At 66.4% G+C, this 26,499-nt stretch carries 24 protein-coding genes and 1 pseudogene; 12 read left to right on the top strand and 13 right to left on the bottom strand.

What is annotated here, in order from left to right:
* Positions 1-291: 291 nt before the first annotated feature.
* Together ACIRRA_RS10705 and ACIRRA_RS10700 are read right to left on the bottom strand one after the other, a co-directional pair.
* Positions 292-534 (bottom strand): hypothetical protein, encoded by a 243-nt coding sequence (locus ACIRRA_RS10705; RefSeq protein ID WP_402765895.1) that lies wholly within the window; start codon positions 532-534, stop codon positions 292-294.
* 17 nt (positions 535-551) lie between these two features.
* Positions 552-1,268 (bottom strand): hypothetical protein, encoded by a 717-nt coding sequence (locus tag ACIRRA_RS10700; RefSeq protein WP_402765893.1) that lies wholly within the window; start codon positions 1,266-1,268, stop codon positions 552-554.
* 419 nt (positions 1,269-1,687) lie between these two features.
* Here ACIRRA_RS10700 and ACIRRA_RS10695 point away from each other — a divergent pair, with 419 nt between their 5' ends.
* A complete protein-coding gene (locus ACIRRA_RS10695; RefSeq protein WP_402765890.1) occupies positions 1,688-2,176 on the top strand; it encodes a hypothetical protein in 489 nt (162 codons plus the stop codon).
* Positions 2,177-2,585: 409 nt separating this feature from the next.
* On the opposite strand, the gene ACIRRA_RS10690 is transcribed toward ACIRRA_RS10695, so the two are convergent.
* Complete coding sequence (locus ACIRRA_RS10690; protein ID WP_402765887.1) at positions 2,586-3,047, bottom strand: MarR family winged helix-turn-helix transcriptional regulator; 462 nt, start codon at positions 3,045-3,047, stop codon at positions 2,586-2,588.
* Between the two features lie 203 nt (positions 3,048-3,250).
* Between ACIRRA_RS10690 and ACIRRA_RS10685 the strand changes: the two genes are divergently transcribed.
* The 3 genes and pseudogenes from ACIRRA_RS10685 to ACIRRA_RS10675 form a co-directional block, all read left to right on the top strand.
* On the top strand, positions 3,251-3,844 hold the full coding sequence (locus ACIRRA_RS10685; protein WP_402765884.1) for a hypothetical protein: 594 nt from the start codon (positions 3,251-3,253) through the stop codon (positions 3,842-3,844).
* A 13-nt stretch (positions 3,845-3,857) separates the two neighbouring features.
* Positions 3,858-5,303 carry an MFS transporter gene (locus ACIRRA_RS10680; protein WP_402765881.1) on the top strand — a complete coding sequence of 482 codons (1,446 nt, stop codon included), beginning with the start codon at positions 3,858-3,860 and terminating at the stop codon, positions 5,301-5,303.
* Between the two features lie 266 nt (positions 5,304-5,569).
* Positions 5,570-5,668, top strand: a pseudogene (locus ACIRRA_RS10675) (transposase); the annotation flags it as partial.
* A 21-nt stretch (positions 5,669-5,689) separates the two neighbouring features.
* Here the strand turns inward: ACIRRA_RS10675 and ACIRRA_RS10670 are convergent.
* Positions 5,690-5,989 (bottom strand): hypothetical protein, encoded by a 300-nt coding sequence (locus ACIRRA_RS10670; protein WP_402765879.1) that lies wholly within the window; start codon positions 5,987-5,989, stop codon positions 5,690-5,692.
* Between the two features lie 404 nt (positions 5,990-6,393).
* Here ACIRRA_RS10670 and ACIRRA_RS10665 point away from each other — a divergent pair, with 404 nt between their 5' ends.
* From ACIRRA_RS10665 to ACIRRA_RS10655, 3 genes are all read left to right on the top strand, one after another.
* Complete coding sequence (locus ACIRRA_RS10665) at positions 6,394-6,732, top strand: Lsr2 family protein (protein ID WP_402765876.1); 339 nt, start codon at positions 6,394-6,396, stop codon at positions 6,730-6,732.
* A 1,220-nt stretch (positions 6,733-7,952) separates the two neighbouring features.
* A complete protein-coding gene (locus ACIRRA_RS10660; protein WP_402765873.1) occupies positions 7,953-8,975 on the top strand; it encodes a tyrosine-type recombinase/integrase in 1,023 nt (340 codons plus the stop codon).
* 178 nt (positions 8,976-9,153) lie between these two features.
* Positions 9,154-9,918 (top strand): SDR family oxidoreductase, encoded by a 765-nt coding sequence (locus ACIRRA_RS10655; RefSeq protein WP_402765871.1) that lies wholly within the window; start codon positions 9,154-9,156, stop codon positions 9,916-9,918.
* A 66-nt stretch (positions 9,919-9,984) separates the two neighbouring features.
* Here ACIRRA_RS10655 and ACIRRA_RS10650 read toward each other — a convergent pair whose 3' ends face one another.
* Positions 9,985-10,953, bottom strand: a complete 969-nt coding sequence (locus ACIRRA_RS10650) for a hypothetical protein (RefSeq protein WP_402765868.1) — start codon at positions 10,951-10,953, stop codon at positions 9,985-9,987.
* Positions 10,954-11,041: 88 nt separating this feature from the next.
* Here ACIRRA_RS10650 and ACIRRA_RS10645 point away from each other — a divergent pair, with 88 nt between their 5' ends.
* The 5 genes from ACIRRA_RS10645 (at position 11,042) to ACIRRA_RS10625 (ending at position 17,294) form a co-directional block, all read left to right on the top strand.
* Positions 11,042-12,196 (top strand): lycopene cyclase family protein, encoded by a 1,155-nt coding sequence (locus ACIRRA_RS10645; RefSeq protein ID WP_402765865.1) that lies wholly within the window; start codon positions 11,042-11,044, stop codon positions 12,194-12,196.
* Positions 12,197-12,276: 80 nt separating this feature from the next.
* Entirely contained in the window at positions 12,277-13,227 is a 951-nt protein-coding gene (locus ACIRRA_RS10640) for a glycoside hydrolase family 6 protein (protein WP_402765862.1), read from the top strand.
* A gap of 262 nt (positions 13,228-13,489) precedes the next feature.
* On the top strand, positions 13,490-15,085 hold the full coding sequence (locus tag ACIRRA_RS10635) for a glycosyltransferase (protein ID WP_402765859.1): 1,596 nt from the start codon (positions 13,490-13,492) through the stop codon (positions 15,083-15,085).
* Positions 15,082-16,725 carry an ArnT family glycosyltransferase gene (locus ACIRRA_RS10630; RefSeq protein WP_402765857.1) on the top strand — a complete coding sequence of 548 codons (1,644 nt, stop codon included), beginning with the start codon at positions 15,082-15,084 and terminating at the stop codon, positions 16,723-16,725. The genes ACIRRA_RS10635 and ACIRRA_RS10630 overlap by 4 nt, the downstream gene beginning before the upstream one ends.
* Before the next feature lie 278 nt (positions 16,726-17,003).
* Positions 17,004-17,294, top strand: a complete 291-nt coding sequence (locus ACIRRA_RS10625; RefSeq protein WP_402765854.1) for a hypothetical protein — start codon at positions 17,004-17,006, stop codon at positions 17,292-17,294.
* 178 nt (positions 17,295-17,472) lie between these two features.
* On the opposite strand, the gene ACIRRA_RS10620 is transcribed toward ACIRRA_RS10625, so the two are convergent.
* The 8 genes from ACIRRA_RS10620 to ACIRRA_RS10585 form a co-directional block, all read right to left on the bottom strand.
* A complete protein-coding gene (locus ACIRRA_RS10620) occupies positions 17,473-18,270 on the bottom strand; it encodes a hydroxypyruvate isomerase family protein (RefSeq protein ID WP_402765852.1) in 798 nt (265 codons plus the stop codon).
* A complete protein-coding gene (locus ACIRRA_RS10615; RefSeq protein WP_402765850.1) occupies positions 18,267-18,650 on the bottom strand; it encodes a gamma-glutamylcyclotransferase in 384 nt (127 codons plus the stop codon). The genes ACIRRA_RS10620 and ACIRRA_RS10615 overlap by 4 nt, the downstream gene beginning before the upstream one ends.
* Positions 18,651-18,681: 31 nt before the next feature.
* Positions 18,682-19,845: an XdhC family protein gene (locus tag ACIRRA_RS10610; RefSeq protein WP_402765847.1), complete on the bottom strand. Its 1,164-nt coding sequence runs from the start codon at positions 19,843-19,845 to the stop codon at positions 18,682-18,684.
* Between the two features lie 2 nt (positions 19,846-19,847).
* The gene (locus ACIRRA_RS10605; RefSeq protein WP_402765844.1) at positions 19,848-21,284 is read right to left on the bottom strand and encodes an NCS2 family permease; all 1,437 of its coding nucleotides are present in this window, start codon (positions 21,282-21,284) and stop codon (positions 19,848-19,850) included.
* Between the two features lie 134 nt (positions 21,285-21,418).
* Positions 21,419-23,752, bottom strand: coding sequence for a xanthine dehydrogenase family protein molybdopterin-binding subunit (locus ACIRRA_RS10600; protein ID WP_402765842.1), 2,334 nt, complete (start codon positions 23,750-23,752; stop codon positions 21,419-21,421).
* Positions 23,749-25,155 (bottom strand): 8-oxoguanine deaminase, encoded by a 1,407-nt coding sequence (locus ACIRRA_RS10595; protein WP_402765840.1) that lies wholly within the window; start codon positions 25,153-25,155, stop codon positions 23,749-23,751. The genes ACIRRA_RS10600 and ACIRRA_RS10595 overlap by 4 nt, the downstream gene beginning before the upstream one ends.
* Complete coding sequence (locus ACIRRA_RS10590; protein ID WP_402765837.1) at positions 25,152-25,625, bottom strand: (2Fe-2S)-binding protein; 474 nt, start codon at positions 25,623-25,625, stop codon at positions 25,152-25,154. Before ACIRRA_RS10590 ends, ACIRRA_RS10595 begins: the two co-directional genes overlap by 4 nt.
* The gene (locus ACIRRA_RS10585; protein ID WP_402765834.1) at positions 25,625-26,497 is read right to left on the bottom strand and encodes an FAD binding domain-containing protein; all 873 of its coding nucleotides are present in this window, start codon (positions 26,495-26,497) and stop codon (positions 25,625-25,627) included. The genes ACIRRA_RS10590 and ACIRRA_RS10585 overlap by 1 nt, the downstream gene beginning before the upstream one ends.
* Positions 26,498-26,499: the final 2 nt, after the last annotated feature.

Genomic DNA, 26,499 nt, shown 5'->3' with positions numbered 1-26,499 from the left:
CAGGTGACGATCCGCAACGCGGCCTCGGCGCGGGTGCGGAAACGGTGCCGGTGCACGAATTCGACCTTCAGGGTGGAGTTGAACGATTCGGCCGGGGAATTGTCCAAGGCCGATGCGACCCGGCCCATCGACTGCACCACCCCGAGATGTCGGCACAAGACGGGCGGCGTCCTGAAGGCCCTCGGCCTGTAACCCCAACGGCCACAACGCAGAAGGCCCCTCCACCGAGTGGAGGGGCCTTCTACTTTGCGCGCCCGGAGAGACTCGAACTTCCAACCTTCTGATCCGCAGTCAGATGTGGGCCACTTGGTTGGTGACTTGCCAGCTCAGTCGTCGATACAGAGCCAGGTCGACACGCCCGTAACGGGCGATGGCCTTGGTGAGCTGTTCATCATCGGCAGCCTCGACGATCTCGTTGCCTCCAAACGCACGGCATTCGGCAGTTGCGGACGTTCCCCCGGCCTCGGATCGGCACGGCCAGTTGATCTTCCGATGCCTTGCACTGGCCGGTTGGGTCAGCGCGGTATGCGGCAATAGCGGATGTTAGTCCGCTACGGCTGATTGGATCTCTCGGCGGCGTAAGCGGGGAACCGTTCCCGCATCGCGGCGTCGAACGCGCACGCATCCTCAAGGCAGTCCCACCGGTGGAACTGGTCCCGCTGCAGATACCACCGCATCAACGACGCCGCATCCTGCACCCGGCCATCCAGCACGCACAGCACGACAGTTCCGCGCAGCAGCGTCGGATCCGGATTCGTTTCCCACGGCGCGATTGTCGGCTCGCGTGCCGTCTGCAGTAGAGCGGGGAACGTGGATCGTTTGGCGAACCATTCACGTACCGGGCCGCGGACGTACTCCATGAACTGAGCCACCGCCACATCGAGCTCGGCGTCGAAATCGATCGACATCACCCGTGGCTTCGGCGAAACATCCAACAGCTTGAAGCGCCCGGCATCGATGTCGCCGAAGCTCAGCCCGTCGCCGGGCATATCACGCATGACCTCCTCGACGGCCGGCGATCCGATCCGCGCAGTCCCTTCCAGACGCAGGCCACCATCGCGGTGACGTTCGATGTGGGCATCAACAGTCGAGGTCATGCTGGGGATAGACTCGCTCGCCGGACTGAAGTAGACCTCCGTCCACAGACGCTTCCCGGTGCTGGGCCATACCTCCAGCGGCACGCAGACCGTGAAGCCTTCTGCTGCCATGGCCTTTGTCAACCGGGTGATGATCTGCTTGGTCCATTGATTCTGGTTACGGGCACCCACAGCTACGCGCCTTCCCGACAGCACTCTCACATCGACGTGCAAAGTCTTACCCGCCGGCGCTGAAACAATCCGCTGCGCCGATCGGGCGGGGGTTCGATGGCGGATGTTGTGTGCCGCAGGGAGTCCGACCAACCGATTCTCGCCACTTGGCCAGCGCTAGCAGCGTGCTCTGCGGCCTGAGCGCGCACTGCAGGCTGTACGGCGATCTGCCCGTAGATCTTCCGGGGGTTCGCGCTGGCCGGTTCGGTCAGCGCGGTATGCGGCAGTAGAGTGCGGTCGACGGTGGTCACGGTGGTGCTCGGCGGCCCGATGGTCGGCAGTCATCGCCCTCGCGTGGGTGGATCGGGTGTACCGCAATGGTTTCCGAGGAGTGGCGGGCAGAGATGTGGATTCGGGGCGCCGTACGGTGGTGCGGGTACTTGATGGTGTTCGCTGGGCTGGCAGCGATCGCGGTGGTGGGCCTGGCGGTGTTTGATGCGTTCACGCCGAGCACAGGTTCCGCGGAAGCGACTTGTGGGTCGCTGACCGATGGGCAGGCCCGTGAGCAGCTGACGAGATACTTCAACGTTGTTGTACCGGAACAATTCCAGCTGAAGCGGATGGATGACCACTGCACTGGTTCCGGCTATATGGCCGACCCTCGGTATGAATACATCGGCCAGTTCACCGCGTCGACATCATGGCTCGATGAGCATCCCCTGGTGATGCCCGCGAACTACAGTCAACGGGCCGGTACTTGCGCTGACACGGCGCCTTGGCAGCCCATCGGGTTCGATTGCGCGTTCTCGACCTCGATCACGCTCTTTACCCGGGTGGGTGCGACCACAGACCCGTGCTCGGTCTTGGTGAGCAGATCCGCAACGTCCGCGGACCTCTACACCGACTGCCGATGGGGGTATGTCGGATAACAGTAAGATGGATCCTCGTCGGCTCGGGTGTCAGCCAGTGCGGCCGGCGATCGGGCATACCGCATCAGCGCGGCGTAGTAGCGTGCCGGCCAGGCCCTATCGTGCCCACCGAACACTCTCAACTCGGCAGTTACGGACGTTCTGCCGACCTCGAATCAGAACGACCAGTTGATCTTCCGATGCCTCGCACTGGCCGGTTCGGTCAGCGCGGTATGCGGCAATGTAGTGCGTTCACAGGCTCGGGCGGTGGGTTCGGCCCATCCCGCGTCAACGGTGTCGATTCCCGCTCGATGGCGCCGGCACAAAGTTGTTGGTGGCGTTGCTGATCGGGGCACACCCGAGCAGCAGACGACGTCGGCTGCTCGGGTGTGCCGCAACGGCCTTCCGCGCTCAGCCGAATGTCTCGCGATCAATCGGTTGGCTCGAGGAGTCGTGTCAGCAGCCCGACCAGTTGGCGCCGTTGCGCCGGGGTGAGCGATGCGAGCAGGCCGTCTTGGACGTTTCCGACGACCGAGTCGAGCGCAGTGAGTTCGTGGATGCCGCCGGCGGTGATCGTGACGATGTTTCGTTTCTTGTTCTCGGGATCGACGCGCCGCTCGATGAGCCTGCGTGCTTCGAGTTCGATCAGCGCTGCCGTCACGTCACTGCGGTCGATTCCGGTGTCGCGCCCGAGGTCGGCTTGACTGGCCGGGCCCCACTGCTCGAGCGCGGCCAGGAGACGGTAATGGTGGCCGCGCAATCCGTCACCGTGCTGCTCGAAACCTGCGGAGAGCATCGCTGAAGACCGGGCGAACGCCCGGCTGATGAGCCAGGTCGGGCGGTTCTTGATGCGGTCGGGGGTGCGGTCGGACCGACTGTGGCGGGCAGGCATGACCAAAGACTAGCAGTTGTTGGCCATGCCAACACATGATATGTTGGCATGGCCAACAACGGCGGCCTCGAAAACGAGGATCACGGTCCGCCGTTTCGCAACCTCCGTCTGGAGATCCCATGAATGCCTTTCCTACTCAGCACGCCGCACGAGTCCTGATCGTCGGACGAAGCCCGAGCGTGCTCCTCGAAACAGTTGACATCTTGCGAGACAAGGGTTTCGAGGCCAACGCCACCAACCAGTTCGACGATGTCCTCGACGATTACGACGTATCGACCCTCGACGTCCTCGCCTTCGGCGGGATGGTTCCCGCGAACACGAAACGCCGTCTTCGCGAGGAGGTGTCCAAGCTGAATCCCACGGTGACCTTCGTCCAGGGACTCGCGGGTATGGCCGGTCTGGTCGCTGCCCAGGTCGAAGCCGTCACCGCTGCCGACGCGTCGTCGGGTGTGGAGGTCAGCTACGACAGTTCCCGACGATCTGTGCTGGTCACGCTCGCCCGAGCAGCTCACGCGACCGTCGAGGCGTGGTGGGGCACCTCGTTCCAACCTCCGGAGCCCCAGAGCACTTCCGCGGTGGTCTTCGATGAGGAACTCCAACCCGGTCAGCACGCGATCGCCATGCCGGATTTCGTTCCCGTTCGAGCCTCCTTCACGGCCGCGAGGATCGGCAACTCGGTCCACGTGTTCACGGTCGGGGAAATGCCGACCTCCGTCGCCCGGATGGTCCCCACCTCGGCGACGGACCGGCGACTTCCCGAAGTCACGAAGGTAACGACGCGTACCGAACGGCGATGAGGGACCAATAGCGATGTCCGAGCTAGAAATCGGCGTTGCCGCCGAAACCGGCGCGCCTCCACGCACGCAAGGGGCGATCGCTATAACGATCATCGCCCTGGCACGATTCATGGTTGTGCTCGACGGCACGATCATGATTGTCGCCCTGCCCAGCATTTATCGGTCGTTGCACATGTCGGCGGACAACCTGAATTGGGTCCTGAACGCCTACACGCTGACGTTCGGTGGTTTCATGCTCGTCGCCGGACGGGTGGGTGATGCGTTGGGGCGCAAGAACGTATTCCGCTTCGGGCTCGTAGTGTTCGGGGTGGCGTCGCTGTGCGGCGGACTGGCTGGCACCGGGACCGAACTCATCCTCGCGCGCGCGGTGCAGGGCATCGGAGCTGCGGTCGCCACGCCCGGAGCGTTATCGCTCCTGGTGAGTACGTTCCGGGCCGGGGATCAACGCAATAGGGCGCTCGGGGTGTACGGTGCCGCTACCGGAATGGCGGCCCTGATGGGCTTGCTCTTGGGTGGGATACTCACCACCTACGCCAGCTGGCGGTGGGTGCTGTTGGTGAACATCCCCGTCGTGCTGGCCATACTCGTAGGCGTCAGCGTGCTCGTAGAAGGTGAGCGGGACCGGGTCGGCATCGATTTCCCCGGCGCGATCACTTCGACCATCGGTATCGGCTCGCTGATCTTCGCGGTCAATCGCGTTGCCGCGCACAGCTGGACGGACGGCACCGTCATTGCACTGCTGGTCGCTGGAGTCGTTCTACTGGCAGTGTTCGCTTTCATCCAGCTGACGAGCCGGACACCGATGGTGCCACGCGAGGTGATCAACGAACACGGTCGAGTCGCCGCGAACATAGTGACATTCCTGTACTACTCCGGATCCACCGCGACGTATTACTTCCTCACCCTGTTCTTTCAACAGGTACAAGGGTATTCGGCCTTGAAGACCAGTCTCATGTATCTGCCGCTCGCGCTCGGATTCGGCCTGGCGGCAGGCATCGCACCGAAGTTGATGGAGCGGACGTCGGAAAGGACAGCGTTGTCGATCGGCTTGGGGATCATCGCCGCGGGCAGCGTCATGTTCGGCTTCCTCACCCCGCACTCGAGTATCTACGCTTTCGTCCTGCCCGCGAGCCTGGCGACGGGCATCGGACTGGGTATCACCGCAGTCATCAGCACCGGCGTCGGTGTACGGGGCATCGACGCATCCGAGGCCGGTATCGGCTCCGCACTGCTCACCGCAGGCAGCCAGGTCGGCAGCTCACTGGGTCTGGCAGCGCTCGCCACGATCGCCACCACTACAACCCGCCACGCAAGCCACATGGTGCCGGTGAACGATGCGCTCACCACAGGATATTCCGCCGGATTCCTCGCCGCCGCCGGGCTTTACGCCGTGTGCATCGTGATCGCGTTGGCGATGATCAAACCGGTCAAGCCGAACGTGGTCGATGCCATGGCGTGATCCTCGCAGGTCTCCGGCAACGACCAGCTGCCGGAGACCAACCGGTACCTTCCGCTCCGCGGATGACCCGATCAGCAACGCCACCAACAACTTTGTGCCTGCGCCACCAGCCGGAGCCGACAACAGTCGCCGGACCGGACGCTCGAGGCAGCGGCGTGGATTGCACAGTCGCACAACTGAACTCGAAAGTTGCTCTGCGCGCGAACCCGCTCGCGCGAATGCACCCTGAACTCGCAATAGCGGATGCCTCTGGGCCGCCGTCGGTCGTTCCGTTCCTCGACTACGATGTCGAGATCCGTCGAATCGTGTCCTCCGCCAACGCGATCGAGTCACTCAATGCCCGCTACCGGCGCGCTATCCGCGCCGGCTGAACCACCTCCCGCCCTTCACCGAAGCAGGCTTGCCACTCGCGCGAAGGTCTCGGCGATATGGTCACGATTGAACCGTCCATTGTGCTTGTCGACCTGATTGACCGACAGCGGACTCGGATGCGCCGTGAAGAACACCTCGGCACCATGAAATCGGCTGCGGCCCTTAATGATCGCGGCGTTCCAGGCTGGCCGAGACTGCGCCTTGCCCATGGCGATGACGGCCACAAGATCACCAGGAAGAAGCTGTCTGTCTGCTGTCGGCGGCAGCAACCGCAATGACACCACAAGGACCATCGACGTCCACAGCGCCGGCATAGATCACCCGCTCATCGCTGACGACGTCCCGGGCTCGGATGGAAGTCATAAATGTGTAGGTATCGGCGACGTGGTGCGGATGCAGCTCGAAGCACGTGTCCGTACGGCTGCGATTCGTTGTGGACCATCAAAGCTGTTGCAGCACTGACAGTCCCAGACATTCATTCAGACAACACGACTTCTTCGCCAGTCGCCAATGCCTCTGTGCCGTCCACAAACTGCTGGCTGCGGAGTCTCGATGTCAGGAGCAAGCACATCGCTAATGGCGCGATGGGAAAGACTCGGTGGCGCGCGACATGGCCTGGCACCGATGTCCCGCGCAGGTCCAGCCGGGGATCCAGAGTTAGCTCGATGCCACTAGGCTGTTGTATCACTACATTGGTGCAACCAGAAAGGCTGCTTTCATGGCACGCAAGGTCGTCGTTGAGCTGGTGGACGATTATGACGGCAAGTCCACCGCCGAGGAGACAGTGCACTTTGCTGTCGAGGGCGTTGCCTACGAGATCGACCTGTCGAAGCTGAACGCCGCTCACATGCGTGGGACCTTCGAACAGTGGACCCAGCACGCCCGCAAAATGGGTCGTTCATCGAAGACCTCGACCGTCACCAAGTCTCGTCCCGCAGTCGATCGCGAGCAGACCCAGGCTATTCGCAACTGGGCCCGGAAGAACGGCTTCGAGGTATCGAGCCGCGGGCGGGTCTCGGCCGAGATCCTGGATGCCTACAACAAGGCCGGCAAGTAGCGATCACGGACTGCCTGCCGAATGAACTGCCCGGCAGGCAGGTTCGAGATCGACCCCCTTCGCACGCGCCGGGCCAGGGCAATATTCTGCGGCAGGAGACGAAAGGCGCTCTGACGCCCGGCACGGTCGCTAGAAAAAGTCGGCCCTAATCCACACGAACCCGACGCCGCTTCCAGGGAACATCCAGCCGTCGAACCCAACACGGACAGCCTTGCCAGGCACCGCTTCCGCCCTCGTTCGATCCAGGTCGCCTTCCTGCTGGCAATGAAGTCGAGCAGGCCAACCCGCTCGAAATCGCGGTCGCCGTAGTCCAGTTCGACCTACACCCGATCGTTGGCGACGCCAGAAATCGCGCGATTTGATCCACATCCGAGGGGCGCGCTCTCCCACAACACAATTCGATCTAGTCATGGCGCATCCAGGTCCCGCAGGGTTGCATAGACTCCCACACCCGCCCAAATACAGCACCGCGCACACGCCGAGCATGGAGTGAAGGGACATGGCGTCAATCACGTTACAGGCCAACACTTCACCCCTCGCTTCTCTCGAGTTCCTCGCCGGATACCCAACCTGCGGAGATCAAACGTGATCAGAACAAATGATGTCCGGCAGGGTAACCAGCCCCAGGGAGCGGGGCATGGTGACCAGAGTTGGCGGCCGCGAACGGCGAGCGAGCCGGGTCCGACGGATGTTCGACACGGTGATCAGATGCCTTCAGCCGGGCGGCCTTTCGGAGCAAGTCGGCGAACTCCCGATCACGACGATGTTCGGGCAGGAATACTCGACTCGGAGTTCGATCTGATTTTCCAGTCCGCATCGCCGAGACCGAGCTCTCCGGGCATCCCGTTCGCATTTCCGCACGCGCCGGGGCCAACACCCATCGATGAGATTCATCAGTGTTCGGCGACTGTCGACAACCACGGCCGGTTGTCCGACAGATCGGCGATCAGCTTCCTGGGTTGGACTCCAGGCCAGCCTATCTCGATTGCCCTGGTCGAAGGCCTACCCGTTGTTCGCGCCGATGCGGACAGCTGTTGGTGCGTACGCGCGAATGGCTACCTGGTCCTGCCGGCCTCGATCCGCCACGCATGCGGGTTGGGCGCCGGCGATCGGGTGTTGATTGCAGCTCTTCTGGCACGGACTCAGCTCGTTGTCTATCCGACGCGCGTCGTGGCGGCAGCGCTATGGGGGTACCTCCGGTCACCATGGGTGACAGAGCCATGACCGACGATGACCTCAATACTGCGGCCCATCTGCTCTCACGGCTCGGTCTCACGATCGGTGACCTCGCGGACCATGTAAATCGCCACAGGCTTGTCCCGACGTTCGGTGAGTTCATCCCCCGACTGCGAGAGGCGCTACCGGAATCCACTGTCCGCAATTACGAACCGTATTGGCGGATCGTCGAGAATATCTGGGGTGAGCGGACTCTCGACGCGCCGACCACCACAGAGATCGATCTGCTCGTGAAAGACCATCGTCGTCACGCCGTCGTGCGTGCGAACTCCCGCGGCGGTCGCGGAGCAGCAGCAAATATGGTTTCCGCGATCCGGTGCATCTACCGGCACGCCGAAGCCGACCGCTGGATCCGCCCCGTCGACAACCCGGCCGGCCGGGTCCACAAACCTCGGCAGCTTCCCAGCACTCGGCACGCACTCACCTTCGACCAAGTTCGACAGATAGGCGAGGTCGCCTCCACGACCGGTAACGACAGAGAGCTCGATGCCCTCATCGTCCGGCTCCATATCGAAACCGCTTGCCGCAAGGCCGGAGTCCTCTCATTGACGGTCGACGATCTCAACACGCACGACTGCCTCGTCAAGCTGCGAGAGAAGGACGAGACCGAGCGCTGGCAACCCGTCTCCCCGCTGCTGATGCGTCGGCTCGTCGAGCACGTCAGCACGCGCGGGGGCACTCGATCGACTCGACAGGTGCTCCGTTATCGGAGCGGCAGACCCATCGGACGACGCCGCTACGACTACCTGTCCAAGCGGATACGCGAACATCTCGGCTGGGCGGACACCATGCAGGTGAGCGCGCATTGGTTGCGTTACACCACGCTCACGTTCGTCGAGCGCGAATTCGGCTACGCCATCTCACGCGCCTACGCCGGACACTCGGAGCCCACCTACGGAGACGGCGCCACCTACACCTACGTTCGCGCTTCGCTCTCCGAAATTGCCGAGGCGCTGACCGCGGTGACAGGCATGCCCCATCCCCTGGCGCGGACGACACGGCCTTGACCATTGCGGCGAGCGGATCTCGGGGATGCGATCCTGCCTGTCGCTGTCCCGCCCCGTCCATGTGACTGCACCGACTTGGTTCTTCCGTGTGACTGCACCACCGGCATAAGGTGACCGCATGACCCCCAAACCACCGCGAGATCGCTCATATGAGGGGACTGAAGTAGCGTGCCGTCACATGAGTGATGACTTGTCGGGTAAGAGCGCGCTGGTCACCGGAGCCAGCCGGGGTATCGGGTTCGCGGTGGCTGCGGAGCTGCTGCGGCGGGGCGCCAATGTGGTGATTTCGGCTCGGAAGCCGGAGCCGCTGGAGGAGGCGGCGGAGCGGCTGCGCGGGCTGGGGTATGCGGGGCAGGTGGTCGCGGTCGCCGGCAATTCGGGCGATGCGGCGGCTCGGGCCGAGCAGGTCGCCGCCGCGGTGGCGCAGTTCGGGTCGCTGGATGTGCTGATCAACAACACCGGGATCAATCCGGTGTACGGGGCGCTGATGGATGCCGATCTGGATGCCGTGCGCAAGATCTTCGATGTGAATGTCGTTGCGGCGCTGGGTTATGTGCAGGAGGCGTACCGGGCGTGGATGGGTGAGCACGGGGGCGCGGTGGTAAATGTGGCCAGCGTCGCGGGGCTGCGGTCCACCGGCGTGATCGCCGCGTACGGGGCGTCCAAGGCCGCGCTCATCCGGCTCACCGAGGAGCTGTCGTGGCAGCTGGGCCCGAAGATCCGGGTGAACGCGGTGGCGCCGGGAGTGATCAAGACCAAGTTCGCGGACGCGCTGTATTCGGCCGACGAGGAGGCCGCGGCGGGCGTCTATCCGATGAAGCGGCTGGGGTCGCCGGAGGATGTGGCGGCGCTGATCGGATTCCTGGCCTCGGACGAGTCCTCGTGGATCACGGGCACGACCGTGCGGGTGGATGGCGGCCTGCTGGCCACCGGCGGCATCTGACACCGGACGCATCGAAAACTCGCGCCCGGCACCAGGAGTGGGTGCCGGGCGCGAGTTGCGAAATGCTCAGCGGAAGGCCAGCGCACCCAGGGTGTCGTTGTGTCGGTACTTGACGTACTTCTCGACCGTCGCCTCGTCGACGGCCGGAGTGGCGGTCCCGACGGTGATGACCAGGAACTTGCCCTGGTTGCCGTCCTGCCATTTGCCGGTTTCGAAGTTCTTGATGTAGCTGCCGTCGGGGAGCACCACGTCCTTGTCGTCGAACTGGCCGTCGGCGCTGGAGGCCTTGTCGGCGTCGGCCATGGTGAGCACCAGCTGAGTCAGCATGAGTGCGCCGTTCTCGGTCTTCCACGCCATCTCCGAGGCGCGCGTGCACCCGAGGCCGGTCAGTGTGCCCGACTCCTCGATCGGGGCGCAGGAGTCGTAGTCGCGACCGGACACGTAGGTGGCCTGCAGCGCGACGTCGCCCAGTTTGAAGTTCCAGTCCTTGCCGTATTCGGTGTAGCTGAAGCGGCTGCCGCCGGGCGCGGACTTGGAGGTGGTGGGCGCACTGCGGGTGGTGGCCGGGGCGCTGGTGGCGAACGTCGTGGTGGTGGTCGTGGTGGCGTCGGCCTGCGAGGAGTCGTCCTTCTTGGAGACCAGGACGATCGTGCCGACGGCGACCGCGAGCACGACGATCGCGCCGAGCACCACGCCGATGATCAAGCCGGTGTTCGACTTCGGCGGCTGCGGCGGCGGGAAGCCCGGCTGCTGCGGAAAGCCCGGGTTCTGCTGGAAGCCCGGCTGCTGCCCGTAACCAGCATCCTGCGGATACCCCGACTGCTGCGGATACCCTTGCTGCCCAATCCAATTCGTCTGAGTCGGCTGCCAGCCCGCCGGGTCGGCCGGCTGCTGTCCCGGCCAGCCGGTCTGCGGCGTCTGCTGCTGGCCGCCGGTCTGCTGAGCGGGGTGGTCCCACCACGCCGGATCCGGATCCTGCGGCGGCTGCCCGTGCACGGTGGGGTCGCCGCCGAATCCGGCGGGTGGATACGTCATCTGCTCACCTTTCGCGGCCTGCCCGAGCCCTCCCCGGCCCGGCATCATTCCCGAAGCGTAGGCGGGCGACCCGGCATGATCCAATCACGTGGTGACCGACGATCTGCTCATCTGCGGTGCGGGCCCGGCGGGGCGAGCCCTCGCCCACCGCGCGCTGACACACGGACTCTCGGTCACGATCGTCGATCCGCACCCCCGGCGGCGATGGACGGCCACCTATGCGGCCTGGGCGGATGAGCTGCCGCAGTGGATCGCCCCGGTGGCGGTCGGGGCCATGGTCGACCGCCCGATCGCGTGGGCGCAGCGCCGCATCGAATTGGATCGCCCCTACCTCGTCTTCGATACGGCACGCCTACAGGATTCGCTGGACGTCACGGGTGCGCGGCTCCGGCAGGACAGCGTGACCGAGATCGCGCGCGCGGCGCGCTACCGGCACGACGGACTGGATCTGCCGTCGGTGCGGCTCGCGTCGGGTTCGGTACTGGCGGCCGGACGGGTCATCGACGCGCGCGGGGTCGCCCGCTCCCCCAGGCTGGCCGAGCAGACGGCATTCGGGGTGATCGCGGACCGGGCCCGGCTGCCGGAGCAGGAGACGTATTTCATGGACTGGCGCGCGGACAACGGCGCGGAAACCGATGCGCCCCGGTCGTTTCTGTACGCGGTGCCACTGGACGACGAGCGGATCCTGCTGGAGGAGACGTGCCTGGCCGGGCTCCCGGCGCTGGATCAGCGAACGCTGCACGACCGGCTGACGCACCGATTGCGTTCCCGGGGAATCGCTCTCACCGGGACCGAGCCGGTCGAACGGGTCCGATTCCCGGTGCACGGCGGCCGGCCGAACGCCTCCACGTTCGGCGCCGCGGGCGCTTTCACGCATCCGGCGACGGGGTACAGCGTCGCGACCTCGCTGCGGATGGCCGATGCCGTCGTAGCCGGGGAATCCCTGTGGCCGGGTCCGGCGCGGGCGGTGCACCTGTTGCGCCAGGCCGGATTACGCGCCCTGCTGGCGCTGCCGCCCGCCGACCTGCCACTGTTCTTCGAGGCCTTCTTCGGACTGCCCGTCGAGTCCCAGCGCGCGTACCTCTCCGGCCGCGACGACCTGCGCGGCACCGCCGCCGCCATGATGTCGCTGTTCGCAGCGCTCCCCTGGCGACTACGGCGCACGCTCGCCACCGCGGCGGCCCTGCCGATCCGCCGCACACCCGATGCCTCCCGAGCCGCGCCCGCCGGAAATCCCGAGTAGCGCAGCGGGTCAACGGTTGTCGGTAGAGTTCATCTCCATTGTCGACGGCGGTCTCTCCGCGACTCCCGGTTGAGGTGGATATGCGAGCCAGGGCACTGATCGGCCTGCTGCTGCTCGCCGCCTGTTTCGCGCTGCCGGATCATCCTGCCGCCCAGCCGAATCCGTTGGCCGGATACGCCCTGTACGTGGATCCCGGAGCGCAGTCCGCGGCGGCGGCGCGCGAACCCGGGCAGGAACCGTTGCGGGCCATCGCGGTGGAGCCGACGGCCCGCTGGTTCGATTCCGCGATCCCCGCCGACCGCCTCTCCGCCGCCGTGGACGATTACGTTTCCGCTGCCGGTCCGGCACTGACAGTCCTTGTCGCCTATGCGATTCCGCATCGCGACTGCGGGACCGGACCGGGTACGGGAGCGGCCGACGCCGGTGCGTACCGCCACTGGATCGACCGGTTCGCGACGGGCATCGGCCATCGGCACACGGTGGTGGTGCTCGAACCCGACGCGCTGGCCCACACCTCGTGCCTGACCCCCGAGCAGGCGGCCGAACGGACGCGACTGCTCGCCTACGCCGTCGACCGGCTCACCGTCGATCCCCGCGTCGCCGTCTACGTCGACGGCGGCAACTCGCACTGGCTGCCCGCGGACGAGCTCGCGCGCCGCCTCGTGGCCGTACATGCCTGGCGCGCACGAGGATTCAGTTTGAATGTCGCCAATTTCTATCGCACGGAAACCGAACGTGCGTATGGAGACGCGGTCGTCGCACGGCTCGGTTTCGGGCACTACATCGTGGATACTTCCCGCAATGGCACCGGACCGCCGCCGGAAGGCCCTGGTAGCTGGTGCAATCCTTGGGAGCGGGGACTCGGCCTGCCACCCTCGATCGTCACCGGCTCGACCCCGGCCGACGCGGATCTGTGGATCAAGCGGCCCGGCGAATCCGACGGATCCTGCGCTCCCGGGCAACCCAGCGCCGGAACCTGGTGGCCCGCCTACGCATACGACCTGGTGAAACGCCGCGAACTTCCGGGCTGAGGCCCGACCCGGCGACCGAGCGGTACAGCCGGGCACCCGCACCGATGCCGGGTGACCGATTCGAGGCCGATACATCGCAGATTCGCTCGACACGCACTCCCGCAACGGTTTTGCTACGATCCGGAGCACCGGCAGAGTCGCCGGTTTCACGACCCGGGTGCCACGGCACCGATCCGCAGCCCGGGTTCGCAGTTCGGGGGCTGCTGTCGGGGGTGGCCGTTCGGCATTGATTGATTCGCATTGCCGCAGTGAGGGATTCGTTGTGTCTGTTGAAGCCCCGCCACCACGCACGCGCGCAGCACATCTCGTGCACGGGGAGCGCAGCCGGAAGATCGGCCGGGGTCAGCTGTTGACCGCGGCGGGCGCGGTACCGGTGGGCCTGGCGGTGGTCCTGGTGTGCGCCGGGAGTTTTCACGCCTTCCTGGTGGCGCTGAGCGTCGCGTTCTCGGCGTTCACGCTGGTGATGAGCTCATGGTTCCTCATCTCGCTGGTGTACATGCAGCGCGAGGGCGGACTGGAGCGGGAATTGCTGCTGGCCGCGCCGGGCGGGCCCGCGGCGGAGTCCATCGCCGTGCTGATTCCCGCCCGCCACGAGACGGACGTGCTGGCGCACACGCTGCTCACTACGGTGTGGACGCAGCGCGACCATGACCGGCACCGGGTCATCGCGGTGGTCAACGACGACGACCCGGAGACCGCCCAGGTCGCGGCGATCACCGGTCGCATCGTGAATGCCGGCCTGGCGCAGGGCGAATCGTATGAGCAGATGCGCCGGACCCTCGACGGCGAACTCACCGCTGAGCCGTTGCCCGCGGACCTGCCCGGCCCGCTCCCGGACGGCCCGATCCGGCTGATCGTCTACCCGCTGGGCGATCGCCCGCCGAACAAGCCGCAACAGCTGAATCACGCATTCTGGCGATTGTGTTCGGAATTCACGGTTTTCACCGTTCTCGATGCGGAATCCATTGCCGCGCCCGGCCTTCTGCGTGCGGTCGACCAAGCCTTCCAGGATCATCCCGGTGTCGCCATCATCCAGGGCGGCATCCAGCTGATGGATCCGCAGTTCACCGGCACTCGTCTCCAGCGTTTCCGGCAGCGGCTGCTGCGCTGGTATTCCTGGCACAATCTGCTGGAGTACAAGCGCTGGTTCTCCTCGCAGATGCGCTACCAATCCGACAAGGGCTTCATGCCGCTGGGCGGAAATACGGTGTTCCTGCGCACCGGCCTGCTCACCGAGACCGGCGCCTGGCCCATGTCGCTGACCGAGGACTGCGAGCTCGGCGTCCGCGCGACCGCTGTGCACGGCGCGCGCACCCTCACCTTCTACGACCCGGGTCTCACCACCCGCGAGGAGACACCACCCGACCTGGCCACGCTGATCAAGCAACGCCGGCGCTGGAACATCGGCTTCCTCCAGAGCTTCGTCGCGGGCAACTGGCGTTCGCTGCCGACCTTCGGGCAGCGGGTGATCGCCGCGCAGATCCTGTCCATGAGCCTGTTCCAGACCATCTCCTTCGCGGTACTGCCGCTGACGCTGGCCACCGTCTTCTGGATCAAATCGCCCGCGCCGCTGGCGGTCGCCATGTGCGTGCCGGCGATCCCGATCGCCCTGGCCGTCGCCCTGCAGATGCTGCACCTCCACGAGTTCGGCAAGACATATCAGCGCCCGGTCCCCTGGCACGTCTACGTGCTGTTCGCGCTCACCTTCTACCCGTATCAGCTCGTCCTGTCCTATGCCGCAATCCAATCGGTGGTGTGGTACGCGCTCGGGCGGCTCGGCTGGGACAAGACCGCCCACGTCGGCGACCACTTCCAGAGCCCCGCCGGTGAGCCGGCGCCGACCTCGGACGCCGCATGAGCACCGCGGTCGGCACCCGCGATCCGGAGGCCACCGGATACACCGCGCGCCGGCGTATTTCCGCTCTGGGCCAGCATATTTCGACGCTGACCGAGCGCCGGAGGTTCACCCTGGCCCTCATCACCGCCCTGGCGGCGCTGTGCGCGGTGGTCACCTCGATCAACCTCGTCGGATACCCCCTCCGCTTCAAGGACGAGGGCGTCTACGTGGCCGAGGCGTGGGCCGTCCCCAACCTGCACGCCCTCGCCAATTACACCTACTGGTACGACCATCCGCCGCTGGGCTGGCTGCAGATGTCGATCTGGTTCGAGCTGACCCGCGGCCTGCAACGCTGGTCCGGCGACACCACCGTGGCCGGACGCGAATTCATGGTGGTGCTGCGCGTCGCGACCTGCGTGCTGATCTTCCTGCTGGCCCGCCGCCTGGGCATGCGCCGCGCCTGGTCGGCCGCGGCGGTGCTGCTGTTCGTCTTCAGCCCGCTGGCGATGTACTACGGCCGCCTGGTCCTGCTCGACAACATCGCGCTGCCCTGGCTGCTGGCCGCCTTCCTGCTGGCCCTGTCCCCGCGCCGGAAGTGGAGTGCCGCAGTGGGTTCCGCGGTCTGCTTCGCCGTCACGGTGGAAACCAAGGAGACCCTCGCGGTAGTGGCTCCCGCCCTGCTCTACGCCCTATGGCAGAACTACCGCCCGGCCGCCAATCGGCGCTACGCGTGGGTGTCCTTCGCGGTCGTCCTCACCATGACGGCGGCCCTCTACCCGCTGTACGCGATCCTCAAGAACGAGCTGATCCCCGGCCCCGGCCACGTCTCCCTGATCCAGGCCATCGAGTGGCAGCTGCACGCCCGCAAGGGCAGCGGCAGTGTCTTCGATCCCCACAGCGATGCCCGTAACCTCGTCGACAGCTGGCTCAATCTCGACACCCTGCTCCCGATCGGCGGCAGCCTCGCCGCCGTCGCCCTGCTCACCGTGACCCGCTATCGAGCCCTCATGCTCGCCGTGCTGCTCCAGCTGGCCACCCTGCTGCGCACCGGCTACCTCCCCTCGATGTACATCGACACCCTGCTCCCCCTCATGGCCCTGGCCCTCGCCGGTCTCGGTGACACCCTCTGGCCCCGCGACGTCTTCACCCCCGACACGCTCGGCGCAATCCTCGAATCACCCCCGCGCCGAACCGATCTCGCCACCCGGCGCTCCACCACCGCCCTGCTCGGCACCGTCCTGGTCGTCGCCTCGGTCCTGTCCGTTCTCCCCGGCCTCACCGACCACTGGACCAATACCCTCCGCTACCAGTGGACCGCCGACGCCGACCGCCCCGAACGCCAGGTCGTCACCTGGCTCGCCACCCACGTCCCCCACAACGCCGTCCTCGTCTCCGAGGGCGAACTCTGGCTCGACCTCCACAACGCCGGCTTCTCCGGGAACGGCAACGTCTGGGTCTACAAGGTCGACTCCGACCCCGCCGTCACGAAATGGCTCGGGAGCTGGACTCGCATCGACTATTTGGCCCTCTCCCAGACCACCCTGATCTCCGAATCCGAATCCACCATGCCCTGGGTCTTCAAGGCCCTCCACAATGCCGATGTCATGACAACGTTCGGCCAGAACAATGACAAAGTGACGATTCTCGAGGTACGGAAGTAGTGGGTTCGGACTTGATCTACCCGAATTCTCCCGAATTGCCGGTCCGGAGCGGTCGCTGATGGTCTGCTGGTGGGGTCGCAATCCCGAATATGGGGAGGTTCCAACGATGTTCGACCTTCCGCTATCCAGTCACCGTGCGCTGCCGAGGATGACCGTTTCCGATGCGCTCGCCGCGCAGCGGGCGCACGCCGAGTGCCCGATCATGATCTGCCCGATCAAGTTGCAGGCCAGGACATTTCTATTCGACAGGCCGCACCGCGGACCGAAAGGGGTGGGACGTGGACGACCAGAGTGACATCGAGATTCGAGCGCTGCGGGATGTGATCGACGCGGTCGAGGATCGGCTGCGGCGTTTCGAGGCGAAGACCGGTGTCGTGCTCACGGAGCGGGCCGAGGTGTACGCCACGGTCGTCTACGCGGTCATCGCCAGTGCGCGCGCCTCCGGTCACTACGGCGCGGGAAGCCTGGCGCGAGCGCCACTCCTGGACGAGATCCTCATGGGTGCCGAGCCGGAGCCCTGGGAGACAGCGATCTATGCCGTGGTCATCGACCGGGCATTGACGCGGTGAAGCGCGGGAGCCGCCGGCCCCTCATCGGTCGGCGGCTCCCGGACCGTGAAGTCGGACCCCGGCCGCGTCCGACTCACCGGCAGCTGCACGGTGAACCGCTCCACCACCCAGCCGGGCGGGAGCGCCGACGCACAGTGCCCCCGCGATGTCCACGATCCCGGCCCGCTCGGCACGACGCTCACTCGATCCAGCTCCAATCACGGTCGGGGTCCTGGTATTCCAGCCCGATCCAGCCGTCGTATCCGGCAGCGTCGAGGGCGGCGAAGAGGGCCTCGAAATCGAGGGTTCCGGTGCCGGGCCGGCTGCGCGCGGGCGCATCCGCGATCTGCACGTGCCCGATCCGGGGCGCGTACTCGGTGATCACGCCGAACAGATCCGCACCCATGCGCGCGAGATGGTAGAGATCGCAGAGGAACCGGAGATTGGGTTCGCCCGCCGCATCGATAACCCGCAGGGCGCGCGCTGCCGAGACGATCGGATAGTCCGGCGACTCAATGGAATTCAAAGCCTCCAGCACCACCTGTGCCTCGATGCCCGCGGCGGCACGCGCGGCCAGCCGCAGGTTCTCCAAAGCCAGCTCATCCTGCGCCGCCGGGTCCACACCGGGAATCCGGTTCCCGTACAGGGCATTCAACGACCGGCATCCGAGCCGCTCGGCGATCCCCACGGTGACGTCGATATTGTCCCGGAATTCGGCCTCCCGCCCGGGCACGGACACCAGTCCCCGCCCGGCGGGCACCAGGTCGATGAAGTTCAATCCGACCAGCTGCACCCCGGCGTCGAACACCGCGGAGACGAACGCGTCGACCTCCTTGTCCCCGGGCACCGGGTTCTCGCCGAAGGGCCACCAGAACTCGACCGCGTCGAACCCCGCTGCCTTCGCCGCCGCCGGACGTTCCAGCAGCGGCAGATCGGTGAACAGGATCGAGCAGTGCACGTCGAATTTCCGCAGAGCCCCGTCGGCGGTGTACTTCATCGGGCCGTTTCCTCCCTATAGGTGTGCCAGCTTCCGAAATCGGTGATGTCGATGAGCTGCGGGTAGGAAATGATCGGGCGGCGCAACAGCATGGACAGCACCGAGCGGTTGTCGTCCAAGGCAACCACACCCAGTTCCAGCTCCGGCGGCTCGGCCGGGAGCAGGCGGGTGCGCAGCACCTCCATCGGCACCTCGAACAGCTCGCCCGCGATGGGCGCGCCGCCGTAGGCCACCGGATGCAGGCCGGGGAAGCGATCGCCGACCGAGTAGAACCGGTAGTACGGCGCAGTCCTGACCTCCCCGGCGCAGGGCGCGCCCTCGAGCAGGTGGTTCAGGGGACCGCCGCGCATGGCACCCCCATTCAGGAAGATCAAAGGCATGGCCGTGGGTCCTTTTCGGTCGACAGAAGTTTCAGGCGGTGAGCCGCAGGGCGTCCGGCGAGTCCGGGACGGTCACCTCCGGCACCGCGATCGCATCGCGATGGATCGGTCCGCCGTAGGTGCCCAGAGGCATTCCGGTGCCCCCACGGCGGACCGCCACGATCTCGGCGGCGATGGAGACGGCTGTCTCCTCCGGAGTGCGCCCGCCGAGATCGAGTCCGATGGGCGACTTCAGCCGCGCCAGTTCGGCATTCGTCATCCCGACCGCACGAAGCCGCTGGAGACGGTCCTCGTGCGTCCGCCGGGATCCCATCGCACCCACGAACGCCACCGGCAGGCGAAGCGCCACCTCCAGTAGCGGCACGTCGAACTTGGCGTCGTGAGTGAGTACACACAGCACGGTCCGGGCATCCACCCGCGTCCGCGCCAAATACTTGTTCGGCCATTCCACGACCACCTCGTCCGCGGCGGGGAAGCGGGCGCGGGTGGCGAAGACCTCCCGCGCGTCGCAGACGGTGACGTGGTAGCCGAGGAACTTGCCGATGCCGGCGACCGCAGCCGCGAAGTCGATCGCCCCGAAGACGATCATCCGCGGCGGCGGCACATGGGATTCCACGAACACCGTGACCTCGGCGGCAGCGGGCTGCCCATCGGACGCGGCAGCGGGCTGCCCATCGGACTGAGCGCCGCACCCGATGGTGCGCACCGCGGTCGTGCCGGCGTCGAGCATGGCCTGGGCTTCGGCCACCACCCGTTCGTCGAATTCGGCTCCGGAGGTCCACCAGGTGCCCAGCGCCATCACGGCGCCGCTGTCGAGGTCGCGGACCATGGCCACGGCCTCCCCCTCAGCTCGCAGGACCTTCTCCACCGCATCGCGATTGGACTCGGTCACCGACTGGACGAACACCTGAATCGTTCCGCCACAGGTCAATCCGACCGCGAAGGCGTCGGTATCGCTGTAGCCGAAGGTCTCCCGGAGCGGCTCTCCCGTTCGCAGCGACTCGCGGCACAACTCGTAGACCGCGCCCTCGACACAGCCGCCGGAGATGCTCCCGATGACGGTGCCGTCGGCATCCACGGCCAGGGCCGCGCCGATCGGGCGGGGCGCGGAGCCGCCGATCCCGATGATGGAGGCCACGGCGTAATCCTTGCCCGCCGCATGCCATTCCAAGAGTTGTGCCGCGATGTCGCGCATGACTAGCCTCCCAGGGCCAATTCGATGCCGTTGATGCCGAAGTAGGCGACGAAGACGACGCTCACCACGGCCACCAGCCAATGGATTTCGCGGTACTTACCGCGAGCGAGCTTGATCACCGCGTAGGCGATCAGGCCCGCACCGACACCGTTCGTGATCGAGTAGGTGAACGGCATGAGCACGATCGTGATGAAGGCCGGTACGGCGACCTCGAGATCGTTCCAGTCGATCTTGCGGGCCTGCGTCATCATGAGCGCGCCGACCAGCACCAGGGCGGGAGCGGCGGCCTGAATCGGCACCACGGCCGCGATCGGGGTGAAGAAGATGGCGGCACAGAACAATCCGCCGGAGATGACGCTGGCCAGACCGGTACGGGCGCCCTCACCGACACCCGTCGCCGACTCGACGTACACCGTGGATCCCGCGCCGCCGGACAGGCCGCCGATGATCTGGGCGACACCGTCGGTGGTGAGGATCTTGCCCATGCCGGGCACCTGACCCTTCTCGTCCACCAGGCCCGCCTCGTCACAGACGCCGAAAACCGTTCCCATGGCATCGAAGAAGCCGGTCAGCACCAGGGTGAACAGCACCACCGTGGCGGTCACCGCACCCGCGGTGGCGAAGCCGCCGAACAGGTCGATGTGGCCGATCAAGCCGAAATCCGGGGAAGCGAACAGCGATTTCGGCTTCTCGGGCACGACGGTGCCCCACGACCTGGGGTCGATGGTCGCCATGGCGTTGACGATGATCGCCAGCACGGTCGAGATGGCGATGCTGATCAGGATCGCGCCCGGCACCTTGCGAATGAACAGGGCGAGCATCAGCAACAGGCCGACCGCGAAGATCACCGTGGGCCAACCGGACAGATGCCCTTCGACTCCCAGTGTCACCGGTGGCCCGCCGGGCGCACCGTGTCCCACCACGCCCGAGGAGACCAGGCCGATCATGGCGATGAACATGCCGATGCCGACGCCGATGGCATTCTTCATGGCCAGCGGAATGGCATTGATGATCATCGTCCGCAGGCCGGTCGCGGCCAGGATGACGATGACGATGCCCATCAGCACCACCAGGCCCATGGCCTGCGGCCAGGTCATATGGGGTGCGGCCTGATAGGCGACGACGGGGACCAGACCGAGGCCGGCGGCCAATGCGAGGGGCACATTGCCGACCACGCCCATGAGGACGGTGGTCAGGCCGGCGGAGAAGGCGGTCGTGGTGGTCAGCTGAGCGATGCTGAGTTTGTCCCCGTGCGCGTCGGTGACGCCGCCGAGAATTAGCGGGACCAGCAATATGACATACGCCATAGCGACGAATGTAGTGATGCCGCCACGGATTTCACGCGATATGGTGGTCTTGCGCTCCGATAGCCTGAAGAACTTTTCGAGCGCAGAACCCCGCGTTTCCGGGGTGGTGATCGGTGACTGGGTCTGGGTCATGGCTGCCCTCCTATGGGCGTAGCCGACCAGCGGCCCGGGGTGCTGGGGTGTCCCGGGCCGCGGATTCGGTGATGCTTGTTGTGGGGTCCCTATCGCGCTCCACCATTTCGAGAAGCGCGATCTGCCCCTGTTAATCAACTGTTCCGGATGATGTCTTCCGGACGCACGGGCACACGGTTGATGTTTCCGGTGCCGCCCCGCTTGCGGCAGGCATCGCGAATCGCTGAGGCGATCGCAGGCGTGGAGGAGAGAGTGGGCGGTTCACCCGCGCCGCGCAGGCCGTAGGGGGCGTGCGGGTCCGGGTTCTCCAGGATCTCCAGCTTCTGCGGGGGTGTATCGAGAATGGTGGGAATCAGATAGTCCGTGAAGGACGGGTTCCGCACTTTGCCGTTGGTGACCTGAATTTCCTCCATAACCGCCAGACCCAGGCCCTGAATGGAGCCGCCGTGGATCTGGCCTTCCAGCGAAAGCCGGTTCATGATCTTGCCGACGTCCTGAACGGCGTCCAGGGCAACGACTTTGACCAGTCCGAGTTCGGTGTCGACATCCACCACGGCCCGGTGCACGCAGACCGCGAGCTGGGTGTGGCTGGAGCCCTGACCGGTCACCTTGTCCATACCGGTGGTCGGCTGGTGATGGTATTCACGGGTCAGATCGATGACGTCGTCGCCGAGCACATCCTCGATGGTCGCGACCACTTCACCGTTGTTCTTGACAACCTTGCCGCCCTCGAGCCGCATGAAGCCGTGCACGTCGAACTTCTTGCGCGCCAGCACGAACAGCTCGTCGGCCACCGCCCGGCAGGCGGTCATCACCGCGCCGCCGGTCATGTACGACTGACGCGAGGCGGATGACGAACCCGAGCTGCCGACATTGTTGTCGGAGGGGTGGCTGACCACCCGCTCGATGGCGAGTTCGGTGCGCGCGATCTGCGCTTCGAGCGTGATCAGGCCCTGGCCGACCTCCGCGCCGGCCGTGTGCACGAGTGCGACCGGCTCGCCGCCGATCACTTCCAGGCGCACCCGGGCGGTCGAGTAGTCGTCGAAACCCTCGGAGAAGCAGATGTTCTTGATCCCGACGCCGTAGCCGACACCGCGGTACACGCCCTCGCCGTGGGTGGTCTGCGACGCACCGCCGGGCAGGTTGCGGATGTCCGAGGTGTCCACGGACTCCGGCAGTTCCATGTCGCGCAGGCTGTCGAGCATCTCCTTCAGCGGGGTCGGCGCGTGCACGACCTGGCCGGTGGCGAGCGTGGAACCCTGGGAGACGGCATTGACCTGGCGGACCGTGACCGGATCCATATCGAGGGCCTCGGCGAGCTTGTCCATCATGGACTCGTGGGCGAAACATGCCTGCACGACACCGAATCCGCGCATGGCGCCGCAGACCGGGTTGTTGGTGTAGACGCCGTAGGCATCGATCTCCAGGTGCGGGACCTCGTAGGGGCCCAGCGCCAGCGAGGCGGCATTGCCGATCACGTTCTGGGTGGCCGAGGTGTACGCGCCGCCGTCGAGAACGATGAGAACCTTGGCGTAGGTGATCTTTCCGGTCGCGGTGGCGCCGAATTCGTAGCGCATCTTCGCCGGGTGGCGGTGCACGTGCCCGAAGAACGACTCCTCGCGGTTGTACATCATCTTGATCGGCTTGCCGGTGCGCATGGCCAGCATGCCGGCGTGGATCTGCATGGACAGGTCCTCGCGGCCGCCGAAGGCGCCGCCGACGCCGGACATGGTCATGCGGATCCGGTCCTCGTTCAGACCCAGGCACGGGCCGATCTGGGTGAGGTCCCAGTGCAGCCACTGCGTCGCGACATAGAAGTCGAGCGAGCCGTCCTCGTTCGGGATGACCATGCCGGACTCGGGGCCCAGGAAGGCCTGGTCCTGCATGCCGACCTCGAACTCCTCGGAGACCACGACGGTGGCGAGGGCCTTGCCGATCTCGATGTCGCCGGAGCGAACCGGCTGGTAGCGGGCGATGCCGCCGCGCGACTGCACGGCCAGCCCGACCGGGTCCTCGACCACGGCCATCGGGTCCGTAATCGGTTCCAGCACTTCGTATTCCACCTCGATGGCGGCAACGGCGCGCCGGGCGATCTCGGGGTGGTCGGCGGCGACCAGGGCGATGGCCTCGCCGTGGTGGCGCACCTCGTCGAAGGCCAGTACCGGCTGGTCCCAGGTGTGGTCGAGGCCGTAGACCTTGCGGCCCGGCACGTCCTCGTGGGTGAGCACGGCGTGCACGCCGGTCATGGCGAGGGCCTTGCTGGTGTCGACGCTGACGAGTCTGGCGCGGGCGTGCGGGCTGCGCAGAGTCGCGCCCCACAGCATGCCGTCCATCCACAGGTCGGAGGAGTAGGCGAATTCGCCCTTCACCTTGAGGGTGCCGTCCGGGCGGAGCGGGCTCTCGCCGATCCCGCCCTTGCCCGGGACCGCCACATCCGTGGGGAACCGAGTGGTGCGTGTGATGGTCATCGGTTCTCCTGCTTCATGATTCGCTTGCGCGCGGCTACGCCGGCCTGGCCGACCGCGTCGTGCGGCATGGTCTTCAGCTCGTCGTTCTCCACGACGGTGTTGCCGCCCACCAGCAGGCGTGCCAGCGGCGGCTGCGGGCCGAACACCAGCGAGCACACCGGGTCCTCGATGGCGGCACGGAAGCCGTCCACCTTCCAGACCGCGATATCGGCGAGCTTGCCCACCTCGAGGGAACCGATCTCGTTCTGCCGTCCCAGGTTCCGGGCGCCACCCAGGGTGCCGACCTCGAGGGCCTGCCGCGCGGTCATGGCGCGGGGGCCGTGCACGGCGCGCTGGAACAGCATGGCCTGGCGCATTTCGCCGGCCATGGAGGTGAGCTCGGAGGAGGCCGCGCCGTCCACACCGAGGCCGACGGGCGCGCCGGCGGCCAGCAGGTCCATCACTCGCGCGATGCCCGCGCCCAGGCGAGCATTCGAGGTCGGGCAGTGCGCCGAACCGGTACCGGTCTTCGCGAACGCCGCGATGTCCTTGTCGTGCAGGTGCACCGCGTGGGCGAACCACACATCGTCACCGAGCCAGCCCAGCTTCTCCATGTATTCGACCGGGGTGCAACCCATCTGCTCGATGCAGTGCTCTTCCTCGTCCAGGGTCTCGGCGAGGTGGGTGTGCAGGCGCACGCCGTGCCGGCGGGCCAGCGCGGCCGAATCGACCATCAGACCCTCGGACACCGAGAACGGCGAGCAGGGGGCGACGGCCACGCGCAGCATGGAGTCGAAGGACGGGTCGTGGTACGTGCGGATGATCTCCTCGGTGTTGAGGAGGATCTCTTCGCGGTTCTCGACCACCTCGTCCGGCGGCAGGCCACCGTGCGACTGGCCGCGGTCCATGGACCCGCGGCACGGATGGAAGCGAATGCCCAGCTCGCGAGCGGCGCGCACCTCGGCCTCGAACAGATCACCACGGCCCTTGGGGAACACGTAGTGGTGATCGGTGGAGGTGGTGGTGCCGGTCAGCGCGAGCCAGCCCAGACCGGCGGACGCCGCGCCGTAGACGATCTCGGCGTCCATGGTGGCCCACAGGCGGTACAGGCCGGTCAGCCACTCGAACAGGGTGGCGTCCTGGAACAGGCCCTGGGTGGCCCACTGGTAGAGGTGGTGGTGGGTATTCACCAGGCCCGGGGTCACCAGGCAGCCGGTGCCGGAGAGGCGTTCAGCACCCACCACCATCGGCGCAGGTCCTGCACCGAGAGCTTCGATCCGGCCGTCGTCGCCGACGACCAGATAGCCGTTCGGGATCTCCGCACCGACAACCGGTGCGATATAGGCGTTTTCAATGACCAGCTTGTGCCCACCCGTCGCCCCACCGCCGCCCGGGGTGGAATCGCTTCGCGATGCAGTACTCATTCGGCGGCAGCCTTTCGCTCGGCCGCCAGGCGAACGGCATCCAGAATCTTCTCGTAACCCGTACAGCGGCACAGGTTTCCGGCCAGCGCCTCGCGGATCTCGACGTCCGACGGGTTGGGCACCCGATCGATCAGGTCGTGCGCCTGCACGATCAGACCCGGTGTGCAGAAACCACACTGGACCGCGCCGGCCTCCACGAAAGCCCGCTGCATGGGGTCCAGCTTGTCGCCGTCGGCCAGGCCCTCGACGGTACGGACCGAACGGCCCTCCACCTGGCCTGCGGCCACCAGGCACGAGCAGACCGGAGTGCCGTCCAGATAGACGGTGCAGGAACCACATTCGCCCTGCTCGCAAGCGTTCTTGGAGCCGGGGAGGCCGACCCGCTCACGCAGCAGGTACAGCAGGCTCTCGCCTTCCCAGACGTCGTCGGCGGTTTCCTGGGATCCGTTGACGGTGAAGTTGATACGCATCAGGCCGCCCTCCTCTCGGCGGTGTAGTCGTTCCACGCCCAGCCGAGGGTCCGGCGGGCCATCACCGACAGCGCGTGCCGGCGGTAGTCGGCGGTGCCGCGCACATCGTCGATGGGCTTGGCCGCGGCGCCGACCAGACGGCCGAATTCGCGGGCCAGCTCGTCGTTCAGCGCGCCGCCGTTGTCCCAGTCCAGGTTGGCGGCCAGGAAGTCCTGCGCCTCCACCGGACGGATCGGGGTCGGACCGGCCGAGCCGATGCCCGCGCCGACGGTCCGCGAATCCGCGTGCAGCGCAACGGAGAACGAGCACACAGCGATCACCATGGCGTTGCGGGTGCCGACCTTCGAGAAGTACTGCGGGCCGCTGGCGGGCTTCAGCCACACGGCGCGAATGAGCTCGTCCGGTTCGAGCGCGTTCTTCTTGACCCAGACGTAGAAGTCGTCGATGTCGATCATGCGGGTGCCGCGGGCGGCCGACTCGACCTCGACCACGGCATTGCCGGCCAGCAGGGCCGGGTGGGCGTCACCGGCGGGCGAGGCGCCGCCCAGATTGCCGCCGACGGTGCCGCGATTGCGGATCTGCGGAGAACCCACAGTGCGCGAGGCCTGGGCCAGACCGGGTAGCCGGTCCTGATACCGATTGATGATCTTCACGAACGGGACGCCGGAACCCAGCCGGATCCGGCCGTCCTCCTGCTCGTCGACGGTGAAGACCTCACGGCACGGGTTCAGGTCCAGAATGGCGGCCGGACGGTGCCGGTCGAAGTTCAGCTCGACCATCACGTCGGTGCCGCCCTGAATCGGAACCGCCTCAGGGCGTTCCGCTTTCAGCTGGAGCGCTTCGGCCCAGCTTCCCGGTTGTAGGAAATCCATTG

This window comes from Nocardia sp. NPDC101769, assembly GCF_044766925.1.
Lineage (GTDB): Bacteria > Actinomycetota > Actinomycetes > Mycobacteriales > Mycobacteriaceae > Nocardia.
This window is presented reverse-complemented; position numbering and strand designations above follow the sequence as displayed.

What these genes read in the sequence shown, in the direction of transcription:
- ACIRRA_RS10650 (WP_402765868.1), bottom strand. Translation starts at nt 10,953, where the DNA reads ATGACGTATCCACCCGCCGGATTCGGCGGCGACCCCACCGTGCACGGG.
- ACIRRA_RS10600 (WP_402765842.1), bottom strand. Translation starts at nt 23,752, where the DNA reads ATGACCATCACACGCACCACTCGGTTCCCCACGGATGTGGCGGTCCCG.
- ACIRRA_RS10655 (WP_402765871.1), top strand. Translation starts at nt 9,154, where the DNA reads ATGAGTGATGACTTGTCGGGTAAGAGCGCGCTGGTCACCGGAGCCAGC.
- ACIRRA_RS10670 (WP_402765879.1), bottom strand. Translation starts at nt 5,989, where the DNA reads ATGCCGGCGCTGTGGACGTCGATGGTCCTTGTGGTGTCATTGCGGTTG.
- ACIRRA_RS10665 (WP_402765876.1), top strand. Translation starts at nt 6,394, where the DNA reads ATGGCACGCAAGGTCGTCGTTGAGCTGGTGGACGATTATGACGGCAAG.
- ACIRRA_RS10640 (WP_402765862.1), top strand. Translation starts at nt 12,277, where the DNA reads ATGCGAGCCAGGGCACTGATCGGCCTGCTGCTGCTCGCCGCCTGTTTC.
- ACIRRA_RS10680 (WP_402765881.1), top strand. Translation starts at nt 3,858, where the DNA reads ATGTCCGAGCTAGAAATCGGCGTTGCCGCCGAAACCGGCGCGCCTCCA.
- ACIRRA_RS10660 (WP_402765873.1), top strand. Translation starts at nt 7,953, where the DNA reads ATGACCGACGATGACCTCAATACTGCGGCCCATCTGCTCTCACGGCTC.
- ACIRRA_RS10610 (WP_402765847.1), bottom strand. Translation starts at nt 19,845, where the DNA reads ATGCGCGACATCGCGGCACAACTCTTGGAATGGCATGCGGCGGGCAAG.
- ACIRRA_RS10690 (WP_402765887.1), bottom strand. Translation starts at nt 3,047, where the DNA reads ATGCCTGCCCGCCACAGTCGGTCCGACCGCACCCCCGACCGCATCAAG.
- ACIRRA_RS10605 (WP_402765844.1), bottom strand. Translation starts at nt 21,284, where the DNA reads ATGACCCAGACCCAGTCACCGATCACCACCCCGGAAACGCGGGGTTCT.
- ACIRRA_RS10615 (WP_402765850.1), bottom strand. Translation starts at nt 18,650, where the DNA reads ATGCCTTTGATCTTCCTGAATGGGGGTGCCATGCGCGGCGGTCCCCTG.
- ACIRRA_RS10595 (WP_402765840.1), bottom strand. Translation starts at nt 25,155, where the DNA reads ATGAGTACTGCATCGCGAAGCGATTCCACCCCGGGCGGCGGTGGGGCG.
- ACIRRA_RS10590 (WP_402765837.1), bottom strand. Translation starts at nt 25,625, where the DNA reads ATGCGTATCAACTTCACCGTCAACGGATCCCAGGAAACCGCCGACGAC.
- ACIRRA_RS10620 (WP_402765852.1), bottom strand. Translation starts at nt 18,270, where the DNA reads ATGAAGTACACCGCCGACGGGGCTCTGCGGAAATTCGACGTGCACTGC.
- ACIRRA_RS10585 (WP_402765834.1), bottom strand. Translation starts at nt 26,497, where the DNA reads ATGGATTTCCTACAACCGGGAAGCTGGGCCGAAGCGCTCCAGCTGAAA.
- ACIRRA_RS10630 (WP_402765857.1), top strand. Translation starts at nt 15,082, where the DNA reads ATGAGCACCGCGGTCGGCACCCGCGATCCGGAGGCCACCGGATACACC.